The sequence below is a fragment of the Nocardioides sp. URHA0020 genome (genome assembly GCF_000620705.1).
Lineage (GTDB): Bacteria > Actinomycetota > Actinomycetes > Propionibacteriales > Nocardioidaceae > Nocardioides.
Genome location: NZ_KK211171.1, coordinates 262,514 through 287,993 on the forward strand (window position 1 = coordinate 262,514; position 25,480 = coordinate 287,993).

A 25,480-nucleotide genomic window follows, 5' to 3' on the forward strand; every position below is an offset into this window, starting at 1 on the left:
GGGTGACCCTGCGGTGGACCGGCTCGGCCCAGGAGGGCGCCTGCCCCAGGATCTGGCCGGAGAGGTCGAGGGCCGAGGCGACGGCGTTCGTCATGCCCCACTTGTCGTAGCCGGTGGCGAGGTAGATGTCGCCGCCTCCGCGCGGCAGTCGACCCACGAACGGAAGTGCGTCGTGCGAGGTGTAGTCCTGTGCCGACCAGGCATGGGTCTCGACGGCCTCCGGGTAGAACTCGTGGGTCCAGGCCCGCAGCCGTTCGACGTGGTCGGCCTCGCTGCGGACCCGTCCGACCGGGTGTCCCTCGCCGCCCACCAGCAGCTTGCGCGACGACCCGGGACCCGGAGCGTCTCGTACCGATCGGGTCGGTCCGCCGGCGGACAGCATCATGAGCCGGGGTGGCTCGGGGTGGTCGAAGGCCAGGGCGTAGGAGCGCTTGGGCTCGAGCTTGGCGAAGTACAGCCCCCGGTCGAGGGTGGGGGTGCCGGTGGCCAGCACGACGGTGCTGCTCTCGATGCGGCTGCCGTCGGACAGCGTGACGACGGGTGCCGGACCGTGGGAGACCTCCATGACCCGACGCCCCTGGACGACGTGGCCGCCGGCTGCCCGGAGCTCTCGCACCAGGGCGTCGAGGACGTCCATCGCATCGAGCTGGGCCTGGTCGGGCAGCACGACCGCTCCGACGTGCAGGAAGGGCACCGGCAGCCGTTCGTCCCACCTCACCTCGAGCCCGAGGGACGACGCCGCCTCCAGCTCCGCCCGTGCGTGGCGGATTCCCGGGCCGGCGTCGGGCGCGTAGGTGACGGCATCGCGGGTCTGCACGGGGACGCCGTGGCGCTCGCAGAAGCGGAGCAGCCACGCCTGGCCCTCACGGTTGGCCCGCACGTAGCTCTCGACCACGGGACGTGACTGGTAGCGCAGCAGCCGGGAGTACTTCGTCCCCTGCAGCAGCGAGACCTTGCCGGTGGTGTTGCCGGTGGCTCCCGCCCCGACATGGCGGGCCTCCACGACGGCGACGCCGCGGCCGGCCCGCGCCAGGAGCAGCGCCGTCGTGAGTCCCGTCAGGCCGGCACCCACCACCACGTCGTCGTAGCGCTCGGCGACCTCCTGGTCGGTGACGATGCGATCGCGGTCCAGCCACAACGACGACACGGGCGGCGCCTTCCGGGGAACTCTCAGCTGTCGGCGGTCGAGAACTGCGCGAGGAACTCGCGGTTGAAGGCAGGGATGTCGTCGGGCTTGCGGCTGGTGACCAGGTTGGTGTCGACGACGACCTCGCGGTCGACCCACGACCCACCCGCGTTGCGGACGTCGGTCTGCAGGCTCGGCCAGGAGGTGAGCTCACGACCCTTGACCACGTCGGCCTCGATCAGCGACCAGATGGCGTGACAGATGGCGGCGACCGGCTTGCCCGACTCGACGAACTCGCGCACGAACGTGACCGCCGCCTCGTTGGTCCGCAGGTCGTCACCGTTCGCCACACCGCCCGGAAGCACCAGCCCGTCGAACTCGGTGACGTCTGCGTCTCCGATCACCTGGTCGACCTTGAAGGTGTCGGCCGCGTCGAGGTGGTCGAAGGCCTGCACCGTGCCGGTCTCGATGCTGACCAGGACCGGCTTGCCGCCGGCCTCCTGGACGGCTTCCCACGGACCCGTGAGCTCGGCCTGCTCGATGCCTTCGGTGGCCACCAGGAATGCGATCGTCTTGTCGTTCAGGGTCGAAGTAGACATGGGTGAACCCTCCTTCTGTGTGCCTCTCCAGTGACCGATGAGGCAGCATCAGAAACCCACTCGTTGGGGTGGAGCGGCTGGAGCTCGCCCGCGCTCGGGCTCAGGCTCGCTCTCGATGAGCTGCGGGCCACGCCGCCATCGCCGTCTCGGCGATCCCCCGGAGGTCCTCGGTGGTGCCACCGTCGCGCGCACAGCCCGACATGCCCCGCATGACGGCCACCAGGAACGCCGCGAGCCGGTCGGTGTCGAGCGCGCTCGGCAGCTCGTGGTCCTGCACCCCACGGTCGAGCCGGTCCCTGATCCGCTGGTGCAGGACCTCGCGCTGCGCGTCGAGCCGAGGCTCGGTCAGCATCAGGCAGCCCGGCGGGGTCGCCGCGCCCGTGTGGGCACGGGCGGTGTCCTCGAGCATCCGCTCGATGGCCGCTCGTGCAGTCGGCAGCTCGACGGCACGATCCAGGCCCTCACAGGTGCGCGCGAAGTAGCGCGCCGACGCCTCCTCGAACAGGTGGTGCTTGTCGCCGAACGCCGCGTAGAGGCTGGGGGGCGAGACGCCCATCGCCGAGGTGAGCATCGCGACCGAGGTCCCCTCGTAGCCCGTGCGCCAGAACAGCTCGACGGCCGTCGCCAGCGCGGCATCGCGATCGAAGCTCCGGGGGCGGCCAGCCATGCCCGCCACCATACCGTATCGACCGCTACAGAAGTCTGGTACGGTCATCCCGCAATCAATAGCGGTCACTACACAATGGGGTTGGCATGGACATCAAGGACGCGGTGGTGCTGGTCACCGGGGCGAACCGAGGCATCGGAGCCGAGTTCGTCGAGCAGCTGAAGAAGCGGGGAGCGGGCAAGATCTACGCCGCCGCCCGCGACGTCACCACCCTCGAGGCCGAGGGCATCCACCCGCTGGAGCTCGACATCACCGATGCCGGTCAGGTCGCGGCGGCGGCCGCCGCGGCCGGGGACGTCCACGTGCTCATCAACAACGCCGGCATCTCGACCGGCACCTCGCTGGTGAGCGGTGACGAAGCGACGATCCGGCGCGAGATGGACACCAACTTCTACGGCCCGCTGCTCATGACGCGGGCGTTCGCTCCCATCCTCGGCTCCAACGGCGGCGGCGCGATCCTGAACGTCGTCTCGGCCCTGTCCTGGTTCACCGCCCCCGGCGTGGGCGCGTACGCCGCGTCGAAGGCCGCGGCCTGGATGCTGACCGACAGCACGCGACTCGAGCTCGCCGCCCAGGGCACCCACGTCGTCGGGGTGCACATGGGTCTGGTCGACACCGACATGGCCAGGGGCATGGAGGCGCCGAAGATCGCGCCGGCGGACCTGGCCGGCGCCGGTCTCGACGCCATCGAGTCCGGCGTCGAGGAGGTGCTCGCCGACGACTGGGCGAGGTTCATCAAGTCCGGCCTCGTCCTCAGCCCGCAGGAGCGCTACGAGCAGATCTTCTCCGCCCTGGGCACCTGATCGGTCCCCCTGGGTCGCGGGCGCGGCCGCCGGTGTTTCCACCGCGGTGACGCGGCTACCGGCGGAGGGCAGGGAGGTGCGGGGAGGTCCGGTCCGCCACCGGCCCGCCCGAGTCAGAGGAGCGCAGATGAAGCACCGAGCCGACGCCTCCGGCCCGAGTCTGCTCGTGGTGGGCGCCATGAAATGCGGGACGAGCGCCCTGCACGCGCTGCTGGATCGGCACCCCGAGGTGGCGATGGCCTCCGGCAAGGAGCTCAACTTCTTCTTCGGGCCCGATCGGCCGCCTCACGACGATCCCTCCGAGTGGTGGCGCGACGGCCAGTGGCACCGCGGATGGGGGTGGTACGTCGCGCAGCTCGACCCACGCGCACGGGTCCGCGGCGAGTCGTCGCCCGGGTACACGGATCCCTCCCACCCCGAGGTGCCCGCGCGGATCCACGCGCTGCTGCCGGAGGTCCGCCTGGTCTACCTCGTCCGCGACCCGCTCCAGCGGGCGGTGTCGCAGTGGCAGCACCACGTGCGCGACGGGACCGAGACCCGTCCGGTCGCGGACGCCCTGCTCGACCCGGGGAGCCAGTACGTCGCGCGCAGCCGCTACTGGGACCGGATCTCGCCGTACGCCGACCTCTTCGCGCCGGAGCAGCTGCTCGTGGTGATCCAGGAGCGCCTCCGCGCGCACACCGACCGAGAGGTCCGCCGGGTGCTCGCCCACGCCGGCGCCGACCCGGACCGGTGGGAGCCCGTGCGGCCGTCGCGGGCTCCGGGGAGGAGCGCCGTGCCACTGCCGGACGGGTGCGCCGAGCGGTTCGCCGAGCTGGTCGGCGACGACCTCGCGGAGCTCCGTCGATGTCTCGGCGACGAGCTGACCGAGTGGCCCACGTGCTCGCTGCTGGCCGCGACGCACCGCGAACGCGCATCACGGTGAGGTGCCCGCAGACAGCTGCTGGATCGCCGCCGAGCTAGCCGAGCTTGAGCACGATCGTGCGTCGAGCTGTCACGCCTCCGACGACCGTCGCCCGCGCCTGGGCGGAGAGGCGGGGCCCCTTGGTCTTCTTCACGAGCGCGCTGCCGGCCCTGGTGAGCCTGGTCCTGACGACCACGGAGGTCCCGCGGCTGGCCCGGTAGGCCCCGGTGGCGACCACCGTCCTGCCGCGGACGATCGTGATGGTTCCGCGGCACACGGTCGCCCCGGCGCAGCCGACGACGATCTTCGCCCGCCCGCCGGCGACTCTCGCCCGGGTGCTCCTGATCGTGACCCGTGCGGGGGTGATCGTGTAGGAGATCGACCTCGTGCGACTCAGACCGCTGGAGGACCGAGCCGTCACGGCGTACGTGTGGGCGCCGGCCGTGGTGGTGTCCAGGGTGCCGGTGCCACCGGCGAGCGTCGCGGCGCCGTGCGAGTCCTGGCACGACACCAGCCCCGGGCCGCCGCTGCTCTCCGCACACGAGAACGCGGTGCGCACCGGCATCCCCAACGGGTAGGTGTGGCCGGTGGACGGTGACGAGATGTGCGCCGACGGCGGCGAGTAGACGACCGTGTACGAGATCGAGTCGGTGCCGGTGTCCCCGCCCGACGACGCGGCGGTGACCGTGTAGGTGTGAGGTCCGACGGAGGACGTGTCGAGGGTCCCGGCACCACCGTCGACCGTGGCCGCGCCGTGGGAGTCGTCGCACGACGTCAGACCGGGGGCGCCGGTCCCCTCGGCGCAGGTGAACGCCGTCGCCACCGACTGCCCCAGCACGTAGGTGCCGCCGGTCGTCGGCAGGGAGATCTGCGCTGACGGCGGCGGGTAGACGACCGTGTAGGAGATCGAGTCGGTGCCGGTGTCCCCGCCCGACGACGTGGCGGTGACCGTGTAGGTGTGGGTGCCGGCCCACGACGTGTCCAGGGTTCCGGCGCCACCGTCGACGCTGGCAGTGCCGTGGGAGTCGTCGCACGAGGCCAGTCCGGGGCCATCGGTCGCCTCGGTGCAGGAGAACGCGGTGATCACCGACTCGTCCAGCAGGTAGGTGCCGCCGGTCGTCGGGGACGAGATCACCGCCCGGGGCAGGGGATACACGGGCGGGTAGGTGATCGTCACGGACGCGACGCTCGAGGTGGGCGCAGCCTCGCTGAGAATGTCGCCGGTGGGCGTCACATAGCTGGAGCCGCCGCCGCCGCCACCGGAGTAGTTCGTCGTACCCCCGCCGCCACCGCCGCCGAAGTAGCCACCACCGCCACCACCCCCGCCGCTGCCGTTGTTGGTGTCGCCGTGGCCGCCGGCGCCACCGAAGAAGGCCGACCCGTCGACCCCGCCCGTCGAGTTGCCGCCGAAGGGACTGCCACCGGCACCACCCGCGACCTGGGTCCCCGCGCCACCACCGCCGGCGTCTCCGTCCGCGCCCGGGGAGCCGGCATCTCCGCCGGCGATCCCATAGGCAGCGCCCCCACCGGCACCGGCGACGACCAGCGCGCTGGCCGACGTGGGAGCGCCGGTCCCGAGGCTGATCAGCGAGGCCCCACCGCCACCTGCACCACCGGTGGCACCGTGGTAGGGATCGCCGGGGCCGCCGGCGCCGCCGCCGCCGGGCGTCCCACCCGGTGTGCCGGCGCCCATGCAGGTCGCCTCGGCCGGACCGGCCTGGCCGACCCCGACGCGGAGCTGGGATCCGGCCGTCACCGAGACGACCGCTGTCACCGAGGCCCCGTGCCCGCCGTTCCCGCTGTAGCAGGTGCCGCCGGCAGCACCGACCGCTTCGACCTCGACCTCCGTCACGCCCGCGGGGACCGTGAACACGCTGACGCCCGGAGTGGTGAACACCTGGGTCGTCGGCGCAGCTGCGCCCAGCGCCGGTGGCGCGACGCCCAGGTCGACCCCCGTCAACCAGACGGTGAGCAGGAGCGCGGCGATCAGGGCGACGCTCCGTCGTGCGCGCGACGTACCCGGGTTGGCGAAGATCATCGGAGCTCGCTGCCTTTCACGACGGCACTGCTGCCGATGGCTGATGTGAGCTCCCGAAAACCCAGGTGATCATCTCGGGCCGCGCGGGCGATGGGAATAGCCCATCTGGAATCCCGGGACGTCGTGGCCGCACACCCGTCGACGGTGTTGCTTCCGGCGCCGCGGGTACTGGGAGCGCCTACCCAGGAGGCCGGATGGACCCGAGCACGCCCGCCCACTCGCTGACGGCGCCCGCGTCGACGGCCGCTCGGCTCGCCGCGTCGGCCGGCGGTGCACTCCTCGCCGCGGGCACCCAGGCCCTGGCCGCGTTGCGTACGGCGCGCAAGCCCCTCCACCCGGACGGGGATGTGCTCGCCGGCCGCGTCTACCGCACGGGGTCGGACGAGAAGACCGGCATCGCCTGGCTCGACGAACCGGGCGAGGACGACGTCATCGTGCGCCTCTCGCGGGCGATCGGTCTGCCCGACGGCCTGCCCGACGTCCACGGGCTCGCCCTCCGCGTCCCCGCCGGCCCCGACGGCGGCGACATCCTCTTCTCGACGACCGGCCGGGGACGGGTCACGCGCTTCGTGCTGACGGTGTGCCGCGACCCACGCGGGCGACCGCTGACGACCCTGCTGCCGTACGAGTCCGACACCGGTCCCCTCCTGCTCGCCGCAGACGGCGGTGGGCCGGGCGAGAGCTACGAGCTGTCCTGGGCGCGGCCCTCCGGTGACTGGCACCCGTTCGCGGTGCTGCGCCTGTCGACCCGGCTCAGCGACGATGCGAGCCTCTCCTTCGACCCGGTACGCCGCCAGGTCCCGGGCCTGCGCCAGTACGCCGCCGTCACCCGGCTGCGAGAGCCGGCGTACCGGCGCGCGCGCCGCTCACGCTCGGGCACCGCCGTGTCCCGTGGCTCGACGACGGAGCCGACATCCGGACGTTGACGTGGGCAACGCCGCCGCCGCCGGGGCATGACGGCGCCTCGGAGGGGTACCCAGGGACCGCTGTCAAGCAAGGGCAGCGCCGGGCATCTTGCCCTCAGTGTCGGAGTCGTACGTGTCTGCTCCCCCAGGGCCCCCGCACGCCGTGCCCCTGCGGCGGGCGACCCTGCCGTCGTTGGCCGGATCGGTCAGCGTGCCGTCGTACGACGCGCGTGACCTGCGTCCCGGCGTGATCCACCTCGGACTCGGCTCCTTCGCCCGAGCGCACGTGGCGGTCTACCTGGACCGGCTCGCCGAGAGCGGGGTGTCCCACGACTGGGGCCTCGTCGGGTCCGGCCTGCGCACCGCCGCCGCCGGGGCCGTCCTCCGCCGGCAGGACAACCTCTGGACGGTGGTCGATCCCGGGTCCGGACGAGCCAGGGTCGTGGGCGCGCTGCAGGACTACGTCGACGCCGCCACCGCCGCCACCCCGCTGCTCGACAGGCTCACCGACCCGCGCACGCAGCTCGTCACCCTCACGCTCACCGCCCCGGCGTACGAGGCCCACGGCGACACCGAGCACCGTGGCGCTCCGCCGGGATGGCGCGCCTTCCGCCTGGTCGCCGAGGCGCTCAGGCTCCGACGCGCCGCAGGGACGGCACCGTTCACCGTGCTCTCGTGCGACAACCTGGCCGACAACGGCCTGGCGACGCGTCGAGCCGTCGTCGCGGCCGCCGAGGCGATGTCACCGGGTCTCGCGAGCTGGGTGGACAGCAGCGTCGCGTTCCCCAGCTCCATGGTCGACCGGATCACCCCGGCCACCTCCGAGCTCCAGCGACGGATGCTCCGTCACAGCCATGGCGTCACCGACGACCTGGCGATCTTCCCCGAGCCGTTCAGCCAGTGGGTCGTGGCGGACGAGTTCTCGGGCGATCGCCCACCGTGGGAGGAGGTCGGTGTCCAGCTCGTCACCGACGTGCGGCCGTTCGTCCAGGCCAAGACCCGGATGCTCAACGGCGCCCACGTGATGCTGGGCTACCTCGGCGCACGGGCCGGCCACCACACGACCGCCGAGGCCATGGCGGACCCGCGAGTCGGCCGGCTCGTCGACCGGTTGATGCGCGACGAGGTCACGCCCACCCTCCGCGAGGCTCCCCTGGACGTCGGGAGCTACCGGCAGGCCGTTCGCGCCCGGCTCGCCGACGACCGCGTCGCCGACTCCCTGGAGAGGCTTCGCCGCCGAGGCTCGACCAGGATCGCCAACTACGTGGTCCCGACCCTGCGCGAGGCGCTCACGAGCGGCACGGAGTGCACCGTGCTGACCATGACGATCGCGGCCTGGATCGACCACCTCTGCGCCGTGGGCACGTCGCGCCCCGGGCTGGCCGCCCTCGTGGACCCCCTGGCCGAGGAGCTGGTGCCGTTGGCCCGGATCGCCGTGCTCGACCCACGCCCCCTGCTGGGCCGGTCCGAGATCTTCGGCGACCTGGGTCTTCACCCACGGTTCCCCAGCGCGCTCCGCGGCGCCGTGGCCGAGCTACGCGAAGGAGACCGCACCGTTGCGTCCTGACCATCACGACCCCTCTGCCCCGAACCTCGACGAGGTCACCACGCTCCTGTGCGACGCCGACGGCAACCTCTTCCCGTCGGAGGAGCCCGCGTTCGACGCCTCGGTGGGGGTGACCAACCGCTTCCTGTCGGCGCTGGGATCGAGTCGGGCCTACACGGCGGACGAGCTGCGGCGAGCATCGCTGGGGCGCAACTTCCGCAGGCTCGCGACGGACCTGTCCCACGAGCTGGGCACCAGGGTGTCGAGCGCCGAGCTGCAGGCCTGGGTCGACGAGGAGGCGGCGGTCGTGACCCGGCACCTCGCCACCGTCCTGGCACCCGACGAGGCAGTGACCTCGACGCTGTCCGCGCTCGCCTCGCGCTACCGGCTCGCGGTCGTCAGCTCGAGCGCGACGCCCCGGCTCGCCGCGTGCTTCACCGCCACCGGGCTCGACGACCTCTTCCCCGTGGCCGACCGGTTCAGCGCTCAGGACTCGCTGGCGACCCCCACCAGCAAGCCCGACCCCGCCGTCTACACGCACGCCCTGCGCTCCCTCGCTCTCGACGCCCGAGAGGCGGTCGCAGTGGAGGACGCGGTCGCGGGGGTCAGTGCCGCGGTCGGCGCCGGCATCGCGACCATCGGCAACCTGGCCTTCGTACCGGCCCTCGAGCGGCCCCGCCGGGAGCAGCAGCTGCTGGCCGCCGGTGCCTGGCAGGTCGTCACCGACTGGCAGGAGCTGCGGGACCTGATGACGTCCACGGCGGGCGCCGCGAGGTCCTGACCGCGCGGGCGGGGCGCTGACGCTGGATCGGTCGCGCAGCTCTCACGACGGCGTACCGGCGACCGGGTACTCCGGCCACTCGAACAGCTCCTGCTGGAACTCCACCAGCCAAGTGAGGACCCGCGGGTCGCGGTCCACGAGGTGCTGCCAGCCGCGAGCGAGGTCCGCGAAGAACCTCTCCGGCTCCGACTTGACCGCCGCCCCCTCGTCGTTGAACGCGCCGAACGACGTGTGCACCTGGCGACAGTCGAAGCGGTCCATGATGTGGTCCGACTCGTCCAGGACGCGCTTGGCGAGGTCGAGGTCCCTCATCCTGCCGACCGGACGGGTGTGCAGCACCGGCAGTGCGTCGATGACCCCGACGTTGCGGTATTCCAGGAGCTTGGGCCACAGGGAGTCCAGACCCCATCCCCAACCGGTCTCGCTGAGGTCCAGCGTGTGGACGAGCTGGTCGAGTGCCTGGCGGCTGAAGGCGGGGACCATGATCTCGACGAAGCCCGTCCAGCGCCCGAAGAAGCTGGTGTTGCGCATCGTGGAGAAGTGGGCGAAGTACGACGCCTCGTGCAACGCAGGCGCGAAGAGGTCGAGCCCGACGGTGCGCGCGACCTCGAACATCGCGGAGATGGTCCCCTGGGTGACGAAGATGTCGTCGTCCGGGATCCACACGTAGTCGTACTCGCGCCATCCGTCCCACGACCGCAGGTACTCGCGCACCCCCGCCCACTTCGGGCCGGGGATCACGTCGGCCACCACGACTCCCGGTCCCGAGGCGAAGGGCACCGGCTGGAACGGCACCAGGTGCAGGTCCCAGTCCCGAGGCACGCCGGCGGACAGCCAGGAGCCGTGCAACGAGGAGGCTCCGACACGGGCCAGCACCAGATTCCTGCTCATGCGGGTCTCCCTCCGATCGCAGCGCGACGAACGCCGTCGACTCCTGATGACGGGTGGCGGTACCCACGTGACCCCGCCATACGCCCCGTCGTCGGGCCGACGACCGAGCGCCGGTTGTTGGCTCGCCGGTGAGTGGGTACCACCCGGACGTGCGTGCACTCACCGTGGAACCGCAGGCCGCCGGCTCGGTCCGGGTCGAGGACGTGCCCGATCCGCGGCCGGGTGAGGGAGAGCTGCTGGTCCGCGGCGTCGCGGTCGGCCTGTGCGGGACCGACAAGGAGATCGTGCGCGGTGACTACGGCTGGTCGCCCCCGGACAGTGACCGGCTGGTGCTGGGTCATGAGTCCCTGGGACGTGTCGAGCAGTCGCCGGAGGGCAGCGGCTTCGAGCGCGGTGACCTCGTCGCCGGCGTCGTGCGACGCCCGGATCCGCAGCCGTGCGGAGCGTGCGCCCACGGCGAGTGGGACATGTGCCGCAACGGGCAGTACACCGAGCGGGGCATCAAGGAGCTGCACGGCTATGCCAGCGAGCTGTGGACGGTGCCGGCCGACTTCGCCGTCAAGATCGAGCCGCACCTGGGGATGAGCGGCGTGCTGATGGAGCCGACCAGCGTGGTGGCCAAGGCGTGGGAGCAGGTCGAGCGGGTGGGCGAGCGGGCGTGGTTCGAGCCGGCGACCGTGCTGGTGACCGGCGCCGGTCCGATCGGCCTGCTGGCCGCGATGCTCGGCGTCCAGCGCGGACTCGACGTGCACGTGCTGGACCGGGTCACCGAGGGCCCCAAGCCCGGACTGGTCGAGGCGCTCGGGGCGACGTACCACTCCACGAGCGTCGCGGAGGTGGCCCGGGAGCACCGTCCCGACGTGGTCATCGAGGCGACCGGCGTCGGGCAGCTGGTCTTCGACGCCATCGCCGCGACCGCGACGTACGGCATCGTCTGCCTGACCGGCGTCTCGTCGCGCGGGCACACGCTCGGCGTGGACGCGGGCGGGCTCAACCGGGAGATCGTGCTGGAGAACGACGCTCTCGTCGGCTCGGTCAACGCCAACCTGCGCCACTACCGGCAGGCCGCCGACGCGCTGGCGCGCGCCGACGCCGACTGGCTGGGGCGGCTCATCACGACCAGGGTGCCGCTCGAGGATGCGCCCGCCGCCTTCGACCAGCCGTCCGACGACGACGTCAAGGTCGTCATCACCCTTGACCGGGAGGACTCCCGGTGACCGGCAGCTCCTGCCACGGGTGCGGGTAGGCGACACGATGCCTGTCTGGCTCCAAGCCGGCCTGTGGGGCCTGCTCGCGGGTGGCGCCCTGGTGATCGGCGCGGCCGTCTCCTGGCTGGTCTCGGTCCCGCGCCACGTCATCGCCTCGGTGATGGCCTTCGGCGCGGGCGTCCTGATCTCTGCCCTCGCCTTCGACCTGGTCGACGAGGCCGAGACCACCGGCGGCCTGCTGCCCACGTGCATCGGCTTCCTGGTCGGCGCCGGGGCGTACGTCGCCGCCAACGTGCTGCTGGCCCGGCGCGGCGCCCGGCACCGCAAGCGCTCCGGCGACGAGCAGGTCTCCGACTCGCAGAAGTCCGGCAGCGGCTCCGCCATCGCCATCGGCGCCCTCCTCGACGGCATCCCGGAGTCGGTCGTGCTCGGGCTGTCCCTGTTGGGCGGCGGCGGGGTGGGAGTCCCGGTGCTCGCCGCGATCTTCATCTCCAACCTCCCCGAGGGCCTCTCCAGCGCGGCCGGCATGAAGCGGAGCGGGCGCAGCGCGAGCTACGTCTTCGGCGTGTGGGGTGGCATCGCCGTGGCCAGCGGTCTGGCCGGTGCGATCGGCTGCCTGCTGCTCCAAGGCGCCTCCGCCGGCGCGATCGCCCTGATCACGGCGGTCGCGGCCGGAGCGATCCTGGCCATGATCACCGACACGATGATCCCCGAGGCGTTCGAGAAGACCCACCTCTACGCAGGCCTGTTGGCCACCGTGGGCTTCCTGTGTGCCTTCGCGATCTCGCGTGCCGGCTGACCGTGCTACCCGGCGATCGGCAGCGGCCGTACGCCCCACCCTCCGAGGTGAGCGGCGGCCACGGCGGCGAGCTGGGACTGCAGGTTGAGCTTGGCGAGGATCGCCTTGACCTGGGTCCGCACCGTCGCCTCGGAGACGACCCGCACGACCGCGATCTCTCGGACGGTGCGCCCCGACATCAGGTGCCGAAGGATCTCCGCCTCCTGCGGCGACAACTTCTGCAGGCGCTCCTGTGCGTCTCGTCGCGTCATGTCCTGCTGGCGCGAGATCCCGATGAGTCGATCCCGTTCGGAGCGTTCGAGCACGGGCTGGTCCTGGCTGACGCGCCGCACGACGGAGAGGACGGACGCCATGGACTCGTTCTTCGACAGCACCAGCCGGGCCCCGCGTTCCAGGCACCAGCCCCACTGCGCCTCACTCGCGCTCTCGGTGATCACGACGACCGCGACGCCGGCACGCGTCATCGGTGCGATCAGCGCTCCTCCGTCGCAGACCTGCCCGAGCTCGGCGTTCAGCAGGAGCACATCGGGACGCACCGCCAGCAACCGGGCGAGGAGCCGGTTCGTCTGGCCGCAGCCCTCGGGCACCGGCACCACGCAGTGCGAGTAGTTCCGCCGATCCAGCACCAGCCCCAGACAGTCCGTGAACAGACGCTGCTCGTCGACTATCGCGACCTTGATCCGCCCGCTGCGATCCATCGTTCCCCCGAACGAGTTGAGCGCGCCACCCCGAGGTCGGGCCTCCCCCGAGGCCCGTGCCACTGCGAACGCCGGCCTGTCGAACAAGCCAGCACAGACCCGGAACGGGCCCCTAGTGCAAGTTGGGTCATCCGTGGGGGCAAATCGACCATCTGGTCCAGGTATCCCCAACATTGGGGACGCCGTTCCCCCCGAATGTCCCGCCTACGCGGTGCGAGCCTCAGCCGGTCGGGCGGAGCTCGCGCTTCATCAGCTCGGCCGCGTTCCGGAGCGAGATGATGTCTGCGACCAGCCGGTGCAGCTCACCTCTGCACTCGCGGATCGTGTCGCCGTCGTGTGCGGTCTGCAGATGTCCCTGCAGCTGTGAGGCGTGCTCGAGCGCTGTCGCCGCCGACGCGTCGACCAGTTCGATGATTCCCACGATCGTCCCCCGTTCGATTCCTCAGCGTCCGACCGGTCCCCCCGGACCCAGACGCTGCGTTTCATCCACGTTACGCACGTCAGCGGCAGCCCGATACGGCTGGCGCGCTTCTTGTGGAACCCTTGCGCAAGGGGCCGACGGGCTCGACTTGTCGGATGTCGCCGGCCGGGCGGGCGCCTGCGAGACCCACCGGGTGCCTACCGCCGGCAGGAGTCCTGCACAATCATGGGACTCATCGACTCGACTCGACAGATTCAGAGCGAGACCGACGCCTGCGCTCGGCGCTGCCCGGTTCGAGCTCCCGAGCTACCCAGAACGGACTCCCCGTGAGCCATCCCCATCCTGAACTCCAGGTCCCGCCGAAGCTGCCGCCGCGCGGTCTCCGGATCGTCCCGCTCGGCGGCCTCGGGGAGATCGGCCGCAACATGACCGTCTTCGAGTTCAACAAGAAGCTGCTCGTGGTCGACTGCGGCGTGCTCTTCCCCGAGGAGCACCAGCCCGGCGTCGACGTCATCCTCCCCGACTTCGGCTACATCCGAGATCGCATCGACTCCGTGGTCGGGATCGTGCTCACCCACGGGCACGAGGACCACATCGGCGGCGTGCCGTACCTGCTCCGCGAGCGCGCGGACATCCCGCTGATCGCCTCCAAGCTGACCCTCGCCCTGATCGTCGAGAAGCTCAAGGAGCACCGGATCCGTCCGGTGACCCGTGAGGTGAAGGAGGGCGACCGCGACAAGACGTCGTACGGCCCCTTCGACCTGGAGTTCCTGGCGGTCAACCACTCGATCCCCGACGGGCTCGCCGTCGCGATCCGCACCGGAGCCGGCACCGTCCTGCACACCGGCGACTTCAAGATGGACCAGTTCCCGCTCGACAAGCGGATCACGGACCTGCGCGGCTTCGCGCGGCTCGGCGAGGAGGGCGTCGACCTCTTCCTCACCGACTCCACGAACGCCGAGGTGCCCGGCTTCACGACGTCCGAGCGTGAGCTCGCCCCCGCCATCGAGCAGGTCTTCCGCACCGCGCCGCGACGGGTGATCGTGTCCAGCTTCGCCAGCCACGTGCACCGGATCCAGCAGGTGCTCGACACGGCGCACGCCCACGGCCGCAAGGTCTCCTTCGTCGGGCGCTCGATGGTGCGCAACATGGGTGTCGCCCAGGACCTGGGCTACCTCAACGTGCCGCCGAACCTGATCGTCCCCCTGGACCAGCTCGAGAAGATGGCGCCCAACAAGGTCACCCTGATCTGCACCGGCTCCCAGGGCGAGCCGCTGGCCGCGCTCTCGCGCATGGCCAGCCGCGACCACAAGATCCGGATCGGTGAGGGCGACACCATCCTGATGGCGAGCTCGGTGATTCCGGGCAACGAGAACGCCATCTCCAACGTCATCAACGGGCTCACGCGATGGGGCGCGAACGTCGTCCACAAGGGCAACGCCAAGGTGCACGTCTCGGGGCACGCCAGCGCCGGCGAGCTCGTCTACTGCTACAACATCGTGCAGCCCAAGAACGTCATGCCCGTCCACGGCGAGTACCGCCACCTCCGGGCGAACGCCGACCTGGCGATCAGCACGGGCCTGGCCAAGGATCGGGTGGTCCTCGCCGAGGACGGCGTCGTCGTCGACCTCATCGACGGCAAGGCCAAGATCGCCGGCAAGGTGCGGGCGGGCAACATCTACGTCGACGCCCAGACCGTCGGTGGCGTCACGGAGGCCAGCCTGAAGGACCGCCGCACCCTGGCCGAGGAGGGCGTCGTCACCGTGCTCGCCATCGTCGATGCGGACACCGGCAAGCTCGCCGACCCGCCGGACTTCCTGGTCCGTGGGTTCGTCCACGAGGACGGTGCCTTCGACCCAGCCGTCGCCGTCATCGAGAAGTGCCTGGCCCGCGCCGCCGCCGAAGGCATCGGCGACGCTCACCAGCTCGAGCAGCTCCTGGCTCGCGATGTCGCGCGGTGGGCGCACCGGACCTTCCGGCGCAACCCGCTGATCATCCCGCTCGTGATCGACGCCTGACGCGACGTCGCCTCAGCGGCCGTCGGCGTCGCCTCGGGTGTTGCTCGTCGGATCTTGCCGGCCGGCATCGGCCGCCGCTCAGGTGTCGTCCACTGACCGTCCCAGCCGGACCTGTCGACTCGCCGCGAGCGTCTTCTCACACTCGTCGCGGCGCAGGGTGGCGAGCATGCGGAGCTGAGCGCTGCATCGCCACAGCTCCTCGACGGCGGCAGCGTCCAACACGGCGCCCGAGAGTCGAGCGAGCCCCGGCGGCCGGCTGGGCCCCGCGACGGCGACCGGACCGTCACTCACCGTCCAGCTCGCTGTCCGCGGTCACCCGCGCGGCTCGAGCTGTCGACGAGAACAGCAGCAGCCGCACCACATAGGTTCGGAGAGTGCGGGTCATCTCGACAGGGCCAGGATGAGGATCACGGTGACGGCCGCTGACAACAGCAGCGAGCCGAGGCAGCCGAGTCGGTTGCTGAAGAAGAAGAACATGCCTGCAGGTCCCCCGTCGCCCGGCAGAGCACGCGTCCGACGGCCGTGGTGCTCGCCACGTCGTCACCGGCCGGGTCCGTAGCCCGACGGCCCGCGCAGCCGGCCGCCGTATGTCACGTCCTCGTCCGGTCGTTACACGCCCGTGTTGCGCTCTTCGCCACACGCGGGAGTCGGCATGCCGTCGCCGTGGCCCGGCTACCCATCGTGCCGCGCCAGCAGTGCGCCCAGCGCTGCCGTTCAGCCCTCACTGGAGGGCGACCAACGGGGTCGACGAACGGCCGCCACTACGAAAGGGAACCTCATGTCGAGCACCAGCACCCACGACAACGCCACCCACACCGCCACGCGCCGCATCAGCACCGAGACGAAGGCGTCGTTCAAGACCACCGAGCTCATCGCCTACGTCGTCGTCGCCATCGCGGTCCTGGTGGCTTCGGCCGTCGTCGACGGCGAGGACTTCGGCGCCCAGAACGCATGGTTCCTCGTCACGCTGCTGACCATCGGCTACATGATCAGCCGCGGGCTGGCGAAGTCCGGCAGCCGCGACTACTACGACGACAACGTCACCAAGCACGACCACCGCTGACACCGCGTCTCGGAGCGCCCCGCCACCCCGTAGGTGGCGGGGCGCCCGCGTCCGCCAGGCATCCGGGCGCCGTGGCGTCGTGGTGTCCGTAGACTGCGGGCGACCGGGGAGGCGACGTGGCAGGCAAGGACGAGGCGGTGGACGCCGATGCAGCTGTCGTCGAAGGTCAGGCGCCTCCGTCAGCGCGGGTGCCGCTGTCGCGAGAGCGCATCGTCGACGCCGCGGTCGCGTTCATCGACGAGCACGGACTCCCGAGCCTGACGATGCGTCGCCTCGGCGAGGAGCTCGGCGTGGAAGCCATGGCGCTCTACCGCTACGTCCCTGGTCGCGAGGACCTGCTCGACGCGGTGGTGGGTCAGATCATCGAGCAGATGCAGCGGGACGACGACGTCGTCGACGCTCCTCAGCACGGCTGGCAGGACTTCCTCCAGCGCATGGCCCACGGCGTGCGCCGCATCGCCCTGGACCATCCCCGGGTCTTCCCGCTGGTGGCCTCGCGACCGCCCGAGGCGCCGTGGCTGCGGCCGCCGCTGCGCAGCCTGGTGTGGGTCGAGACCTTCCTCCAGGGTCTGCGGCAGGAGGGGTTCTCGAACGACGCGGCGGTCGCGGCGTACCGCGCGTTCACCAGCTTCCTGCTGGGGCATCTGTTGCTCGAGGTCGCGGTCCACGGTGCCGACGTCGGTCCGCTCGACGTCCTCGAGGACGCCGAGGTCCCGGCAGGCTCGGAGCTGGCGCTCTACCCGGCCGTCGAGGAGCTGCGCAGCGCGCTGTCCGAGGACCGCTCGGCGGTCGAGTTCGAGGACTCCCTCGAAGAGCTCCTGAACCGGATCGCGCTCATCGCCTCCGAGAACCCGTCTGACTGACGAGGGCGGCCGCCGGCGCGGCGACCGCCCTCGATCCTGCGTGACGAGGAGGTGTCAGCGGCGGTTCTGCACGTCGCCCTCAGCCTCCACGTGCTCCTTGCGGACCTCCTCGGAGACCTGCTGCTCCTCGGTCGCGGCCTCGGTGGAGAGCCGGACGCGCTCGACGGGCTCGACGGTCGTGTCGACGACGGGGCGCTCCTCGTGGAGGACCACCTCGTGCTCCTCCTCGGAGATGGCCGGGCCGTCGGTCGCCCGGTCCACGTTCGCGTCGGTGACGGGCTCGCGCTCGAGCACGGCCCTCTCCTTGCGCACCGGCACCGTCTGGGTCTCCATCTCGGTGGTCACGTACTTGCGCAACCGGGCCCGACCGGCCTCCTGCGTGGTGGTGGAGACGTCGAGTCGCTCCTCCGAGCGCGTCATCGCGTCATCGGTCTCGGGACCCGAGGTGTCGTGTCCCACCGATGCGTCGGCGAAGGACTCGCGGCCGGCGGCAGAGGAGTCCTCGCCGTCGTCCCGACCGTGGCGGTCGTCGCCGGCACCGGCGTCGTAGCTGCGGCCGTAGTACCCGTAGAGCCGCCGCTCCTCGGCCTCATCGAGATGGTCCCCGTCGAGGTCGACGCTCGGGGCATCCTTGATCTTGTCCTTGCTATACGGCAGGACCACGCGATCGCCGTCCATCGAGGCGTTCTCCACCGGCACGAACGTCTCGCTCTTGCCGAACAGGCCGGTGTTGACGGTGATGAACTCCGGCTGTCCGGTCTGGTCATCGAGGTAGAGCTGACCGACCTTACCGATCTTGCTGCCGTCGCTGCCGTACGCCGTGTTCCCGATCATTCGACCGGCTTCTGCTTCGCTCAACATGCGCTTCCCTCCCGAGTACGTGTGGGTGCTTTGCGGTCTGGCGGTCCCCGTCGGAAGTGCGCCCATGCGTGCGAGCGGAGCATTTGTTTACACCGTAAGCCGGGCGGATCCCGTCTCGCCGCCGACCCGTTTACCTCGTAAACCATCGGGTACCCGAGTGCCGATGCACGGCGAACCAGCGACATCGAGGAGCAAGCCATGGCAACGCGGAGCAAACGGACCGGCGCCCACCCGGCTCACCCGACGTCCGGCGACGAACGGCCAGACACCCTGGGAAACGACACGGCCCGCGAGGACCACCTCGTCCGCCGGGACCGCGTCGACGACAGCGCGGCCCGCGACAAGTTCGGCGGTCTCAACATCGGGGCCGCGTTCTTCGGGTGGCTGGTCGCGATCGCGATCGCGATCCTGCTGACCAGCATCCTCGGCGCCATCCTGGCAGCGGTCGGCTCGAGCGCGAACATCACCCAGTCCGACGCGCAGCGCTCCGCCGGCACGATCGGGGTCGCCGCCGGCGTCGTCCTTGTCGTCGTGCTGACCCTGGCGTACTTCACCGGCGGGTACGTCGCCGGCAGGATGTCGCGCTACGACGGGGCCCGCCAGGGCGTCGGAGTCTGGGTCATCGGCCTGCTCGTGACGCTGGTCGCCTTGGCCCTCGGCGCGACCTTCGGCTCGCAGTACAACATCCTCGACCGCGTCGACCTCCCCCGCATCCCGGTCTCCACCGACGAGCTGGGCTGGGGCGGCATCATCACCGGGGTGCTGGTCCTCGCCCTCACCCTGCTGGGCGCCGTTCTCGGCGGTGTCGTCGGGCACCGCTACCACAACCGGGTCGACCGCGCCGCCTACCGCTGATTGCTCCTGGGAACCGGACCGCTGTCTCAGGTGTCGCCGCGCAGCCCCTGCTTCTCGAGCCATTCGAGGCAAGCGGTCGCGACGTCGCGCCATCCGCTGTCGACGACCAGCGAGTGACCTCGGTCCTCGAACTCGAGCAGGTCGGTGACCGCCAGGGAGTCGCGGTACTGCTTGAGCGTCGACTTCGTGATCACCTCGGGCACGGTGTGGTCCTTGCCGCCCATGATCAGGAGAAGCGGCCCACGGTCGTCGTTGTGCGTGTTGACGGCGGCGGGCGAGTGGAGCGAGAAGTTCGCGGCTGCCGCCTCGAAGAGCGGCTTGCCCGGCGCGGGGATCGTCCACGCGTCGTACAGCCGATCGGACTCCTCCGCGCTCACGGCGTTGCCGAAGCTGTAGCGGAACTGCTCCTGGGTCAGCGAGACGGCCTTGTGCTTGTTGGCCGGGTTCTTGAAGACCGGCAGGGTGGCCCGCAGCGACGACAGGGGCAGGGGCAGCACACCCTTGATCTGGGCGGCGTCGATGGCGATGGCGGCGTCCGCCACGTCCATACCGAGCAGCTTCTCCGCGATCATGCCGCCGAAGGAGTGTCCGACCAGGATCGGCTTGCGGTCCAGTCCCTCGAAGACTCGTAGGTAGCTGTCAACGACGTCGTCGATGCCCTTGTCGGCGATGGCATCGGGGGCGGCGCGCGATGACTCGACGGTCGTCCCGTCGCCGGGCCAACCGGGCGCGATGGCGGCGTAGCCGGCCTGGTCGAAGAGCTCGACCCACTGCTGCCACGAGCTCGCGTGCAGCCAGAGACCGTGGATGAAGACCACAGGGCGGGGTGTGTCGGACACGAGTGCTCCTTCGTTGGGGGTGATGCCGCGATCATGGCCGTCCTGTCGCGCAGTGCGCTTCAGTCAGTTGACTGTCGATCACCGCGGTCGCGCGCCGATGACGACGATTCAGTCATCTGACCCAAGACGGGAGTGCGTCGCGGCTCCTAGCGTTCCCGTCATGGAGCTGCAGCTGGAAGGACTGACGGTCGTGGTCACGGGCGCGGGCCGGGGCATCGGACTGGCGACGGTCCGGGCCTTCGCCAGGGAGGGCGCTCGCGTCGTGGCCGGGTCCCTGTCGACCACGGACGAGCTGGCCGCCCTCGCGGGCGACGGCGTGGAGGTCGTCGAGGTGGACCTCGCGACGCCGGACGGGCCCTCGAGGCTGGTGGCGGCCGCGGGACCGGACCTGGCGGTCCTCGTGAACAATGTCGGCTTCGTCCATCCACGCCCCGGCGGCTTCGAGAGCGTCACGGACGCGATGTGGCAGCAGACGATCGAGCTCGACCTGCTCGCGCACGTGCGCGCCCTCCGCGCCGCCCTGCCCGTGCTCGTCGCACGCGGAGGCGGCAGCATCGTCACGATCGGCTCGGTCAACGCCGCACTGCCCGATCCGCTCGTCATCGACTACTCGGCCGCCAAGGCGGCCCTGGTGAACCTCACCAAGTCCGTCTCCAAGGAGTACGGCGCGCGAGGTGTCCGTGCCAACACCATCAACCCCGGACCGGTGGCGACCGACCTCTGGCTCGGCTCGGGCGGGGTAGCGGAGGTCGTCGGGACCGCCACCGGCCAGGACCCGGCGGCGGTACGGCAGGAGGCGGCCGCGGCCATGGTGACGAACCGGTTCACCCGGCCCGAGGAGGTCGCCGACCTCGCCGTGGTCCTGGCGAGCGGCCGGTGGCCCAACCTGACCGGCGCCGACATCACCCTCGACGGCGGGCTCGTCCCGACGCTCTGACCACCCACCCGACGAGGACGACGCGATCCGGCCCACGGGCCAGCAGCGGATGATCCCCTCCCTTGCCGGGGACGGCCCTCAGCCGCGACGGGCGAGCGCGCCGGCGAGCTGGTTGCGGCTGGTGATCCCGAGCTTCGGGAAGATGCGGTACAGGTGGGACCCGACCGTTCGGTGCGACACGAACAGTCGCTGCCCGATCTCGCGGTTGGAGAGCCCCTGCGCGGCGAGCTCCGCGATCTGCGCCTCCTGTGCGGACAGGTCCTCCCGCGGGCTCGTCACCGGCTGCCACCCCAGCTCGCCCGCCGCTCGCAGCTCATGATCCGCTCGCGCCGCCCAGGTCGCGGCGCCCAGCGCAGCGAACGTCCCTCGGGCAGCCCGGAGCGGGTCTCGCGACTCAACGACCCTGCGCTGGCGACGCAGCCACGAACCGTGGGCGAGCTGCAGACGGGCCCGGTGCCAGGGATACGAGCGAGCGGCGCCCGCCAGGGCATCCGCGAACGCAGCCTCAGCCGACGCGTCGTCGGCGAGCACCGCGTCGGCGTACTCGAGCGCGATGGCGTACCCGGACGCAGGCGTGGCGCCGGCGAGCCGGACCGGCACCTCGAGCAGCTCTCGCGCCTCGTCGCGACGACCGGTCCGGACGGCGGCGTCCGCGAGGTAGCCGACGGCCCAGAGCTGCTGGACGCGTTGGAACGCCGGGTCGTCGGGCACGAAGATGCGCTGCAGCTCACCGAACGCCTGCTCCGGCCTGTCGGCCCCGAGCTCGGCCATGCCACGTGCTTGCTGGACACCAGCCAGGAGTGACGAGCTCGCGTTGGGCGTGCGCACGGCGGTGTGCTCGGCCTCGGCAAGCAGGACGTGCCGCGGGACCCACCGGCCGGACACGCCGTCGGCGACCGCGACGGCGATGCGTGCGGTCGCAGCCCACACGGCCTGTCCGGTCTCGTCTCCCAGCCGCACCGCCTCCTCGGCTGAACGGGCCGGCTCGAAGATCCCGAGGTTCACCTCGGTCCACGAGCGGATCGCGAGAGCCTCCGCCAGCAGGCTCAGGCGCCCCTGGGCGCGCAGCTCCTGGATGGCGAGGGTCAGGAACGTGTCCGCGCGTTCGAACTCCCCGACGCAGAACGCCGCGATGCCGAGCAGTCCGGCGAGGTCCGGGCTTCCACCCGCGTCCGGCGGCCACTGCCGGAGCTGGTCGATGACGATCGGGCTGAGATCGAAGGACTCGGCCAGTGCCATCGCCGCGAGGATCCTCGGATCCTGGGCCGGCACCGGCACGTTGCGCACCGCATCGACGATCTCCGCCCGCACCCCGTCGCCGGGATCGCGCCACCACACCCGGCGTGCGGCGCCGAACAGCAGCTGGAGGGCGAGGTCGACGTCGCCGTCCGTGGTGGCCCTGCGCGCCAGGCCGACCAGGCGACTCACCTCGGACGGCTCGCTCGACGAGCCGTCGTGGAAGGCCCCTTCGAGCCACGCGAGCCGGGACCGGTCGCGCACGTCGAGCTCGGCGCCCGCCACCCGCGCCTTGATCTGCTCCACCTGCTCGAAGCGGCCCAGCTCGAAGGCGAGCTCGGCGGAGCCCAGCAGTCGTGACGTGCGCGCTGCCGGATCGAGGCTCAGTGCGGCCGCGCGCTCCAGCCACCCCGCCGCGGTCGCCACCGCGCCACGTCGACGTGCGTCGGCGGCAGCGCGCTCGAGGTCCGCGGCGACCTGCTCGTCGCGGCCGTCCACCGCGGCGGCGCGGTGCCACATCGCTCGGTCCCGATCGGCGACCAGGACCTCGGCGAGCGCCGCGTGCGCCTGTCTCCGCCTCGCCGCCGACATCGTCTGGCGGAGCGCAGAGCCGACCAGTGGGCTGGCGATCCGGCAGTGGTCACCCGACACCACGAGCAGCCCCAGCACCTGCGCCGGTGCGGCCGCCTCGGCATCGACGGCGGCGCCGTGCAGGATCGTGGCAGCGGCGAGGACGTCGCGGAGGATGCTGCCGTCGTCGACCGCGGCCACGTCGACGACCGCCCGTCCGGCATGGTCGAGCTCGCCGGCGCGTACGGCGAAGGCCGCCTCGAGGCGGGCGGTCATCGGGAGATCGTCGTCGAGGTCGGTCCACGCCTGCCGGCCCGCCTCGAGCGCCGTCGCAAACTCGAGCAGCGCCAGGGGGTTGCCGCCGGACTCCCGAACGACGCGCTGCTCGAGCGCCGGCGAGAGCCTCGTCGAGCGGGAGTGGAGGAGCTCGGTCGAGGCGTCCGCGTCCAGGCCCTGAAGCACGGTCCACTCGTCGGTCGACCGGTCGCCGAGCTCCGTCCCCGGTGATCGCGACGTGCACACGACGACCACGCGCTCGCCGCGGAGCCGGCGCGCGACGAAGCCGAGTGCATCGACCGAGGGTCGGTCCATCCGGTCGAGATCGTCCAGGCAGACCAGGACCGGAGCACTCACGGCGTGCTCGACGAGCAGCTCGAGCGTCGCCAGCGAGACGAAGAGCGGATTGACGTCGTCCGCCTCGCCCATCCCGAAGCACGCCAGCAGCGCGCCACGCTGCCGGCTGGATAGCTGGTCGACCTTGGGCAACAACGGTCGGAGGAGCTGATGGAGCGCCGCGAACGGGAGGCTCGCCTCCGCCGCGCTGCCCCGGGCGGTGAGGACCGCGAACCCACGCGAGCGCGCCACGTCCGCAGCCGCAGCCACCAGTGCCGTCTTGCCCGCGCCGGGCTCACCGACCAATCCCGTCACGACGGGGCCGTCGCCGACCGCATCGAGGCGCCGACGCAGCAGGCGGGCCTCGGCCTCCCGCCCCACGAGGAAGCGACTCGCCGCCGTGGTCACGCCGCAAGCATCGCGGTCCGAGCGCCGCGCCGTCCACCACTGCTGCGTACCGTCTCATCGGTCCGGTACGTCCCTCGTCGTACCCAACCCTGGTGAGTAGGAAGAGGCGAGCGGGACACCGCCCGGTGATCAGGGGATGCTCCTGATCTGAACTGGGGGGTTCCAATGTTCACCAGAGCTTTCGCTCTGCTGCTGATGTTCGTCAGATCCGCCGTGACGCGCGCGCACGGTCTCGGGGGGCGCACCACCTTGTGGCGCTGGGCCGCGTCGACCTGGCGCCGGACGAGGCGGGTCATGGTTGCTGCAACCGTGTCAGCCGGCGTCGCGGTCTGCCTCCCGGCTGCGGCATCCACTCCGGACACCGTCGGTCAGGTGCCATCCAGCTCGACGCCGTACCTGCTCCGCCATCCCGTGAACCAGAGGATCGAGGAGCTCGCGCCCTGTGGGGGCGTGATGTACGCCGTCGGCAGCATGACCGCCGTCCGCCGTGGGTCGGTGACCTATGCCCGCTCCAACGCGTTCAGCTTCTCCGCCACGACAGGTGCGATGACCAGGTGGGCACCGAGGATCAACGGCCCGGTTCGCTCGATCGCGCTCTCGCGGGATTGTTCGACTGCCTACCTCGGGGGGAGGTTCACCCGCGTGAACGGCGTCGCCGCTGGCCACCTGGTCGCGGTCGACGCGGTCACCGGGAAGGTCAGGAAGCACTTCAGGGGCCGGGCCAACGGACCGGTGCAGACGGTGCGCTTCGCCCATCGGCGGGTGCTGATCGGTGGCTCCTTCACCGCGGTCAACGGGGTGGGACGCAGCCTGATGGCGAGCCTGAAACCTACGACGGGCGCGGTCACTCGCTACCTCGATGTCCGCATCAGCGGCACCTATCCAGGGACGGCCGGCCAGGTGTACAACTCCCAGCTCAGCAACGCCGGTGACCGGCTGCTCATCGAGGGTGTCTTCACCTCGATCGAGGGACGCCCCCGGCAACAGGCGGCGGTCCTCGACCTCGACAGGAGGAAGGTGCGTGTCAACCCGTGGCGCTCGGCCGAGCTCCTCCAGACCTGCAAGCTGCACTGGTACGTACGCGCCGGGAACTGGTCGCCTGACGACCGCACGATCTACCTGGCGTCGACGGGTCTCATGCCTGAATCCGGCCGCGGCTCGACTCGGAAGGGGCCACGTGCCGGGCTGTGCGACGCTGTCGCGTCATTCCCAGCGTCGTCCGGAGCGGTGAGCCACCGCTGGATCAACTACGCCGGCTGCGACAGCTACTACTCAGTCGTCGCCGACCGTCACAACGTCTACGTGAGCGGGCACGCTCGCTGGGCCAACAACCGGCACGGGTGCGACTCTGCCGGCCGAGGAGCAGTCAGGCGCCCCGGCATCGCGTCGATCAACCCTCGGACCGGACGGGTCACCGGGTGGAACCCGACTCGCTCGCGCGGTATGGGCTCCCACCAGCTGTTGTTGACCGCGGCCGGACTCTGGGTCGCCAGCGACACGTGGAAGAACGGCTCCGCACAGTCGTGCGGTGGCATCTCGCGCCACGGAGGCCTCTGCTTCCTCCCCTACTGAGTCACCGAGGGGTCCTCATCGGGAGCCACGTTCCTCGCGATAGCCCAGGACCGTCCAGGGCCGGATGCGCCACCTCCAGGAGCTGGCCGGTGTGCAGAGCCGCATCCAGCTCGGGTTGCATTGCGCCCGCCACGGCTGGGCCTGAGCTTCCGCCGCTGGATGCGCCGAGGCCCTGCGGAGTCTTGCCGACCGACGACGCGGCATGACTGGCACTGACTCGACGACTCGTGCCGATTGCGGGGTGAGACCCCAACGTCGCC

At 71.4% G+C, this 25,480-nt stretch carries 22 protein-coding genes and 1 pseudogene; 13 read left to right on the forward strand and 10 right to left on the reverse strand.

All coding sequences use genetic code 11. The features are described 5' to 3' along the window. Nucleotides 1–127 precede the first annotated feature (127 nt). From N542_RS28460 to N542_RS0120680, 3 genes and pseudogenes are all read right to left on the reverse strand, one after another. Nucleotides 128–1,285 (reverse strand): annotated as a pseudogene (locus N542_RS28460) (NAD(P)/FAD-dependent oxidoreductase); the annotation flags it as partial. Then, nucleotides 1,171–1,725 (reverse strand): type 1 glutamine amidotransferase domain-containing protein, encoded by a 555-nt coding sequence (locus tag N542_RS0120675; protein ID WP_028645550.1) that lies wholly within the window; start codon nucleotides 1,723–1,725, stop codon nucleotides 1,171–1,173. The pseudogene N542_RS28460 and the gene N542_RS0120675, both read right to left, overlap by 115 nt. Nucleotides 1,726–1,825: 100 nt before the next feature. Beyond that, nucleotides 1,826–2,392: a TetR/AcrR family transcriptional regulator gene (locus tag N542_RS0120680; RefSeq protein WP_051552203.1), complete on the reverse strand. Its 567-nt coding sequence runs from the start codon at nucleotides 2,390–2,392 to the stop codon at nucleotides 1,826–1,828. Nucleotides 2,393–2,478: 86 nt separating this feature from the next. On the opposite strand from N542_RS0120680, the gene N542_RS0120685 reads away from it, so the two are divergent. Continuing rightward, a complete protein-coding gene (locus N542_RS0120685) occupies nucleotides 2,479–3,195 on the forward strand; it encodes an SDR family oxidoreductase (RefSeq protein WP_028645552.1) in 717 nt (238 codons plus the stop codon). Nucleotides 3,196–3,322: 127 nt separating this feature from the next. Beyond that, a complete protein-coding gene (locus tag N542_RS0120690; RefSeq protein ID WP_028645553.1) occupies nucleotides 3,323–4,120 on the forward strand; it encodes a sulfotransferase family protein in 798 nt (265 codons plus the stop codon). Between the two features lie 34 nt (nucleotides 4,121–4,154). Here N542_RS0120690 and N542_RS26875 read toward each other — a convergent pair whose 3' ends face one another. Beyond that, nucleotides 4,155–6,137, reverse strand: coding sequence for a glycine-rich protein (locus tag N542_RS26875; protein ID WP_051552173.1), 1,983 nt, complete (start codon nucleotides 6,135–6,137; stop codon nucleotides 4,155–4,157). Nucleotides 6,138–6,331: 194 nt separating this feature from the next. Here N542_RS26875 and N542_RS25940 point away from each other — a divergent pair, with 194 nt between their 5' ends. The 3 genes from N542_RS25940 to N542_RS0120710 all read left to right on the forward strand — a co-directional run bounded on the left by N542_RS25940 (nucleotide 6,332) and on the right by N542_RS0120710 (nucleotide 9,369). Then, nucleotides 6,332–7,063: a hypothetical protein gene (locus N542_RS25940; RefSeq protein ID WP_051552175.1), complete on the forward strand. Its 732-nt coding sequence runs from the start codon at nucleotides 6,332–6,334 to the stop codon at nucleotides 7,061–7,063. Nucleotides 7,064–7,175: 112 nt separating this feature from the next. Then, nucleotides 7,176–8,609, forward strand: coding sequence for a mannitol dehydrogenase family protein (locus tag N542_RS25945; RefSeq protein WP_036509261.1), 1,434 nt, complete (start codon nucleotides 7,176–7,178; stop codon nucleotides 8,607–8,609). Next, nucleotides 8,599–9,369, forward strand: a complete 771-nt coding sequence (locus tag N542_RS0120710; RefSeq protein WP_028645554.1) for an HAD family hydrolase — start codon at nucleotides 8,599–8,601, stop codon at nucleotides 9,367–9,369. Before N542_RS25945 ends, N542_RS0120710 begins: the two co-directional genes overlap by 11 nt. 42 nt (nucleotides 9,370–9,411) lie before the next feature. On the opposite strand, the gene N542_RS25950 is transcribed toward N542_RS0120710, so the two are convergent. Then, nucleotides 9,412–10,260 (reverse strand): DUF707 domain-containing protein, encoded by an 849-nt coding sequence (locus N542_RS25950; RefSeq protein ID WP_155993261.1) that lies wholly within the window; start codon nucleotides 10,258–10,260, stop codon nucleotides 9,412–9,414. Nucleotides 10,261–10,409: 149 nt separating this feature from the next. On the opposite strand from N542_RS25950, the gene N542_RS0120720 reads away from it, so the two are divergent. Beyond that, on the forward strand, nucleotides 10,410–11,477 hold the full coding sequence (locus N542_RS0120720) for a glucose 1-dehydrogenase (RefSeq protein WP_028645555.1): 1,068 nt from the start codon (nucleotides 10,410–10,412) through the stop codon (nucleotides 11,475–11,477). Nucleotides 11,478–11,514: 37 nt separating this feature from the next. Beyond that, entirely contained in the window at nucleotides 11,515–12,267 is a 753-nt protein-coding gene (locus N542_RS27965; RefSeq protein ID WP_028645556.1) for a ZIP family metal transporter, read from the forward strand. A gap of 5 nt (nucleotides 12,268–12,272) precedes the next feature. Here the strand turns inward: N542_RS27965 and N542_RS0120730 are convergent, their stop codons facing one another. Both N542_RS0120730 and N542_RS0120735 read right to left on the reverse strand, forming a co-directional pair. Continuing rightward, nucleotides 12,273–12,965, reverse strand: a complete 693-nt coding sequence (locus N542_RS0120730) for a helix-turn-helix transcriptional regulator (RefSeq protein WP_036509074.1) — start codon at nucleotides 12,963–12,965, stop codon at nucleotides 12,273–12,275. Between the two features lie 220 nt (nucleotides 12,966–13,185). Next, nucleotides 13,186–13,386, reverse strand: coding sequence for a hypothetical protein (locus N542_RS0120735; RefSeq protein ID WP_028645558.1), 201 nt, complete (start codon nucleotides 13,384–13,386; stop codon nucleotides 13,186–13,188). 326 nt (nucleotides 13,387–13,712) lie between these two features. Between N542_RS0120735 and N542_RS0120740 the strand changes: the two genes are divergently transcribed. The 3 genes from N542_RS0120740 to N542_RS0120760 all read left to right on the forward strand — a co-directional run bounded on the left by N542_RS0120740 (nucleotide 13,713) and on the right by N542_RS0120760 (nucleotide 17,330). After that, the gene (locus tag N542_RS0120740; protein WP_028645559.1) at nucleotides 13,713–15,404 is read left to right on the forward strand and encodes a ribonuclease J; all 1,692 of its coding nucleotides are present in this window, start codon (nucleotides 13,713–13,715) and stop codon (nucleotides 15,402–15,404) included. Nucleotides 15,405–16,182: 778 nt separating this feature from the next. After that, nucleotides 16,183–16,467, forward strand: a complete 285-nt coding sequence (locus N542_RS0120755; protein WP_028645560.1) for a hypothetical protein — start codon at nucleotides 16,183–16,185, stop codon at nucleotides 16,465–16,467. Nucleotides 16,468–16,583: 116 nt separating this feature from the next. Continuing rightward, entirely contained in the window at nucleotides 16,584–17,330 is a 747-nt protein-coding gene (locus tag N542_RS0120760; RefSeq protein WP_197026043.1) for a TetR/AcrR family transcriptional regulator C-terminal domain-containing protein, read from the forward strand. Nucleotides 17,331–17,384: 54 nt separating this feature from the next. Here the strand turns inward: N542_RS0120760 and N542_RS0120765 are convergent, their stop codons facing one another. Beyond that, complete coding sequence (locus tag N542_RS0120765; protein WP_231482793.1) at nucleotides 17,385–18,164, reverse strand: PRC and DUF2382 domain-containing protein; 780 nt, start codon at nucleotides 18,162–18,164, stop codon at nucleotides 17,385–17,387. 225 nt (nucleotides 18,165–18,389) lie between these two features. On the opposite strand from N542_RS0120765, the gene N542_RS0120770 reads away from it, so the two are divergent. Continuing rightward, nucleotides 18,390–19,046 carry a hypothetical protein gene (locus tag N542_RS0120770; RefSeq protein WP_028645563.1) on the forward strand — a complete coding sequence of 219 codons (657 nt, stop codon included), beginning with the start codon at nucleotides 18,390–18,392 and terminating at the stop codon, nucleotides 19,044–19,046. A gap of 26 nt (nucleotides 19,047–19,072) precedes the next feature. Here the strand turns inward: N542_RS0120770 and N542_RS0120775 are convergent, their stop codons facing one another. After that, a complete protein-coding gene (locus tag N542_RS0120775) occupies nucleotides 19,073–19,885 on the reverse strand; it encodes an alpha/beta hydrolase (protein WP_028645564.1) in 813 nt (270 codons plus the stop codon). A 160-nt stretch (nucleotides 19,886–20,045) separates the two neighbouring features. Between N542_RS0120775 and N542_RS0120780 the strand changes: the two genes are divergently transcribed. After that, entirely contained in the window at nucleotides 20,046–20,822 is a 777-nt protein-coding gene (locus N542_RS0120780; RefSeq protein WP_028645565.1) for an SDR family NAD(P)-dependent oxidoreductase, read from the forward strand. A gap of 78 nt (nucleotides 20,823–20,900) precedes the next feature. Here N542_RS0120780 and N542_RS0120785 read toward each other — a convergent pair whose 3' ends face one another. Next, nucleotides 20,901–23,648 carry a helix-turn-helix transcriptional regulator gene (locus tag N542_RS0120785; RefSeq protein WP_028645566.1) on the reverse strand — a complete coding sequence of 916 codons (2,748 nt, stop codon included), beginning with the start codon at nucleotides 23,646–23,648 and terminating at the stop codon, nucleotides 20,901–20,903. Nucleotides 23,649–24,290: 642 nt separating this feature from the next. On the opposite strand from N542_RS0120785, the gene N542_RS0120795 reads away from it, so the two are divergent. Further along, nucleotides 24,291–25,220 (forward strand): hypothetical protein, encoded by a 930-nt coding sequence (locus N542_RS0120795; protein WP_028645567.1) that lies wholly within the window; start codon nucleotides 24,291–24,293, stop codon nucleotides 25,218–25,220. The last annotated feature ends 260 nt before the right edge of the window (nucleotides 25,221–25,480 follow it).

Excerpts from the sequence above, each read along its gene's own strand:
- N542_RS0120675 (WP_028645550.1), bottom strand. The coding sequence starts at position 1,725 with ATGTCTACTTCGACCCTGAACGACAAGACGATCGCATTCCTGGTGGCC.
- N542_RS0120680 (WP_051552203.1), bottom strand. The coding sequence starts at position 2,392 with ATGGCTGGCCGCCCCCGGAGCTTCGATCGCGATGCCGCGCTGGCGACG.
- N542_RS0120685 (WP_028645552.1), top strand. The coding sequence starts at position 2,479 with ATGGACATCAAGGACGCGGTGGTGCTGGTCACCGGGGCGAACCGAGGC.
- N542_RS0120690 (WP_028645553.1), top strand. The coding sequence starts at position 3,323 with ATGAAGCACCGAGCCGACGCCTCCGGCCCGAGTCTGCTCGTGGTGGGC.
- N542_RS26875 (WP_051552173.1), bottom strand. The coding sequence starts at position 6,137 with ATGATCTTCGCCAACCCGGGTACGTCGCGCGCACGACGGAGCGTCGCC.
- N542_RS25940 (WP_051552175.1), top strand. The coding sequence starts at position 6,332 with ATGGACCCGAGCACGCCCGCCCACTCGCTGACGGCGCCCGCGTCGACG.
- N542_RS25950 (WP_155993261.1), bottom strand. The coding sequence starts at position 10,260 with ATGAGCAGGAATCTGGTGCTGGCCCGTGTCGGAGCCTCCTCGTTGCAC.
- N542_RS27965 (WP_028645556.1), top strand. The coding sequence starts at position 11,515 with ATGCCTGTCTGGCTCCAAGCCGGCCTGTGGGGCCTGCTCGCGGGTGGC.
- N542_RS0120730 (WP_036509074.1), bottom strand. The coding sequence starts at position 12,965 with ATGGATCGCAGCGGGCGGATCAAGGTCGCGATAGTCGACGAGCAGCGT.
- N542_RS0120755 (WP_028645560.1), top strand. The coding sequence starts at position 16,183 with ATGTCGAGCACCAGCACCCACGACAACGCCACCCACACCGCCACGCGC.
- N542_RS0120765 (WP_231482793.1), bottom strand. The coding sequence starts at position 18,164 with ATGATCGGGAACACGGCGTACGGCAGCGACGGCAGCAAGATCGGTAAG.
- N542_RS0120770 (WP_028645563.1), top strand. The coding sequence starts at position 18,390 with ATGGCAACGCGGAGCAAACGGACCGGCGCCCACCCGGCTCACCCGACG.
- N542_RS0120780 (WP_028645565.1), top strand. The coding sequence starts at position 20,046 with ATGGAGCTGCAGCTGGAAGGACTGACGGTCGTGGTCACGGGCGCGGGC.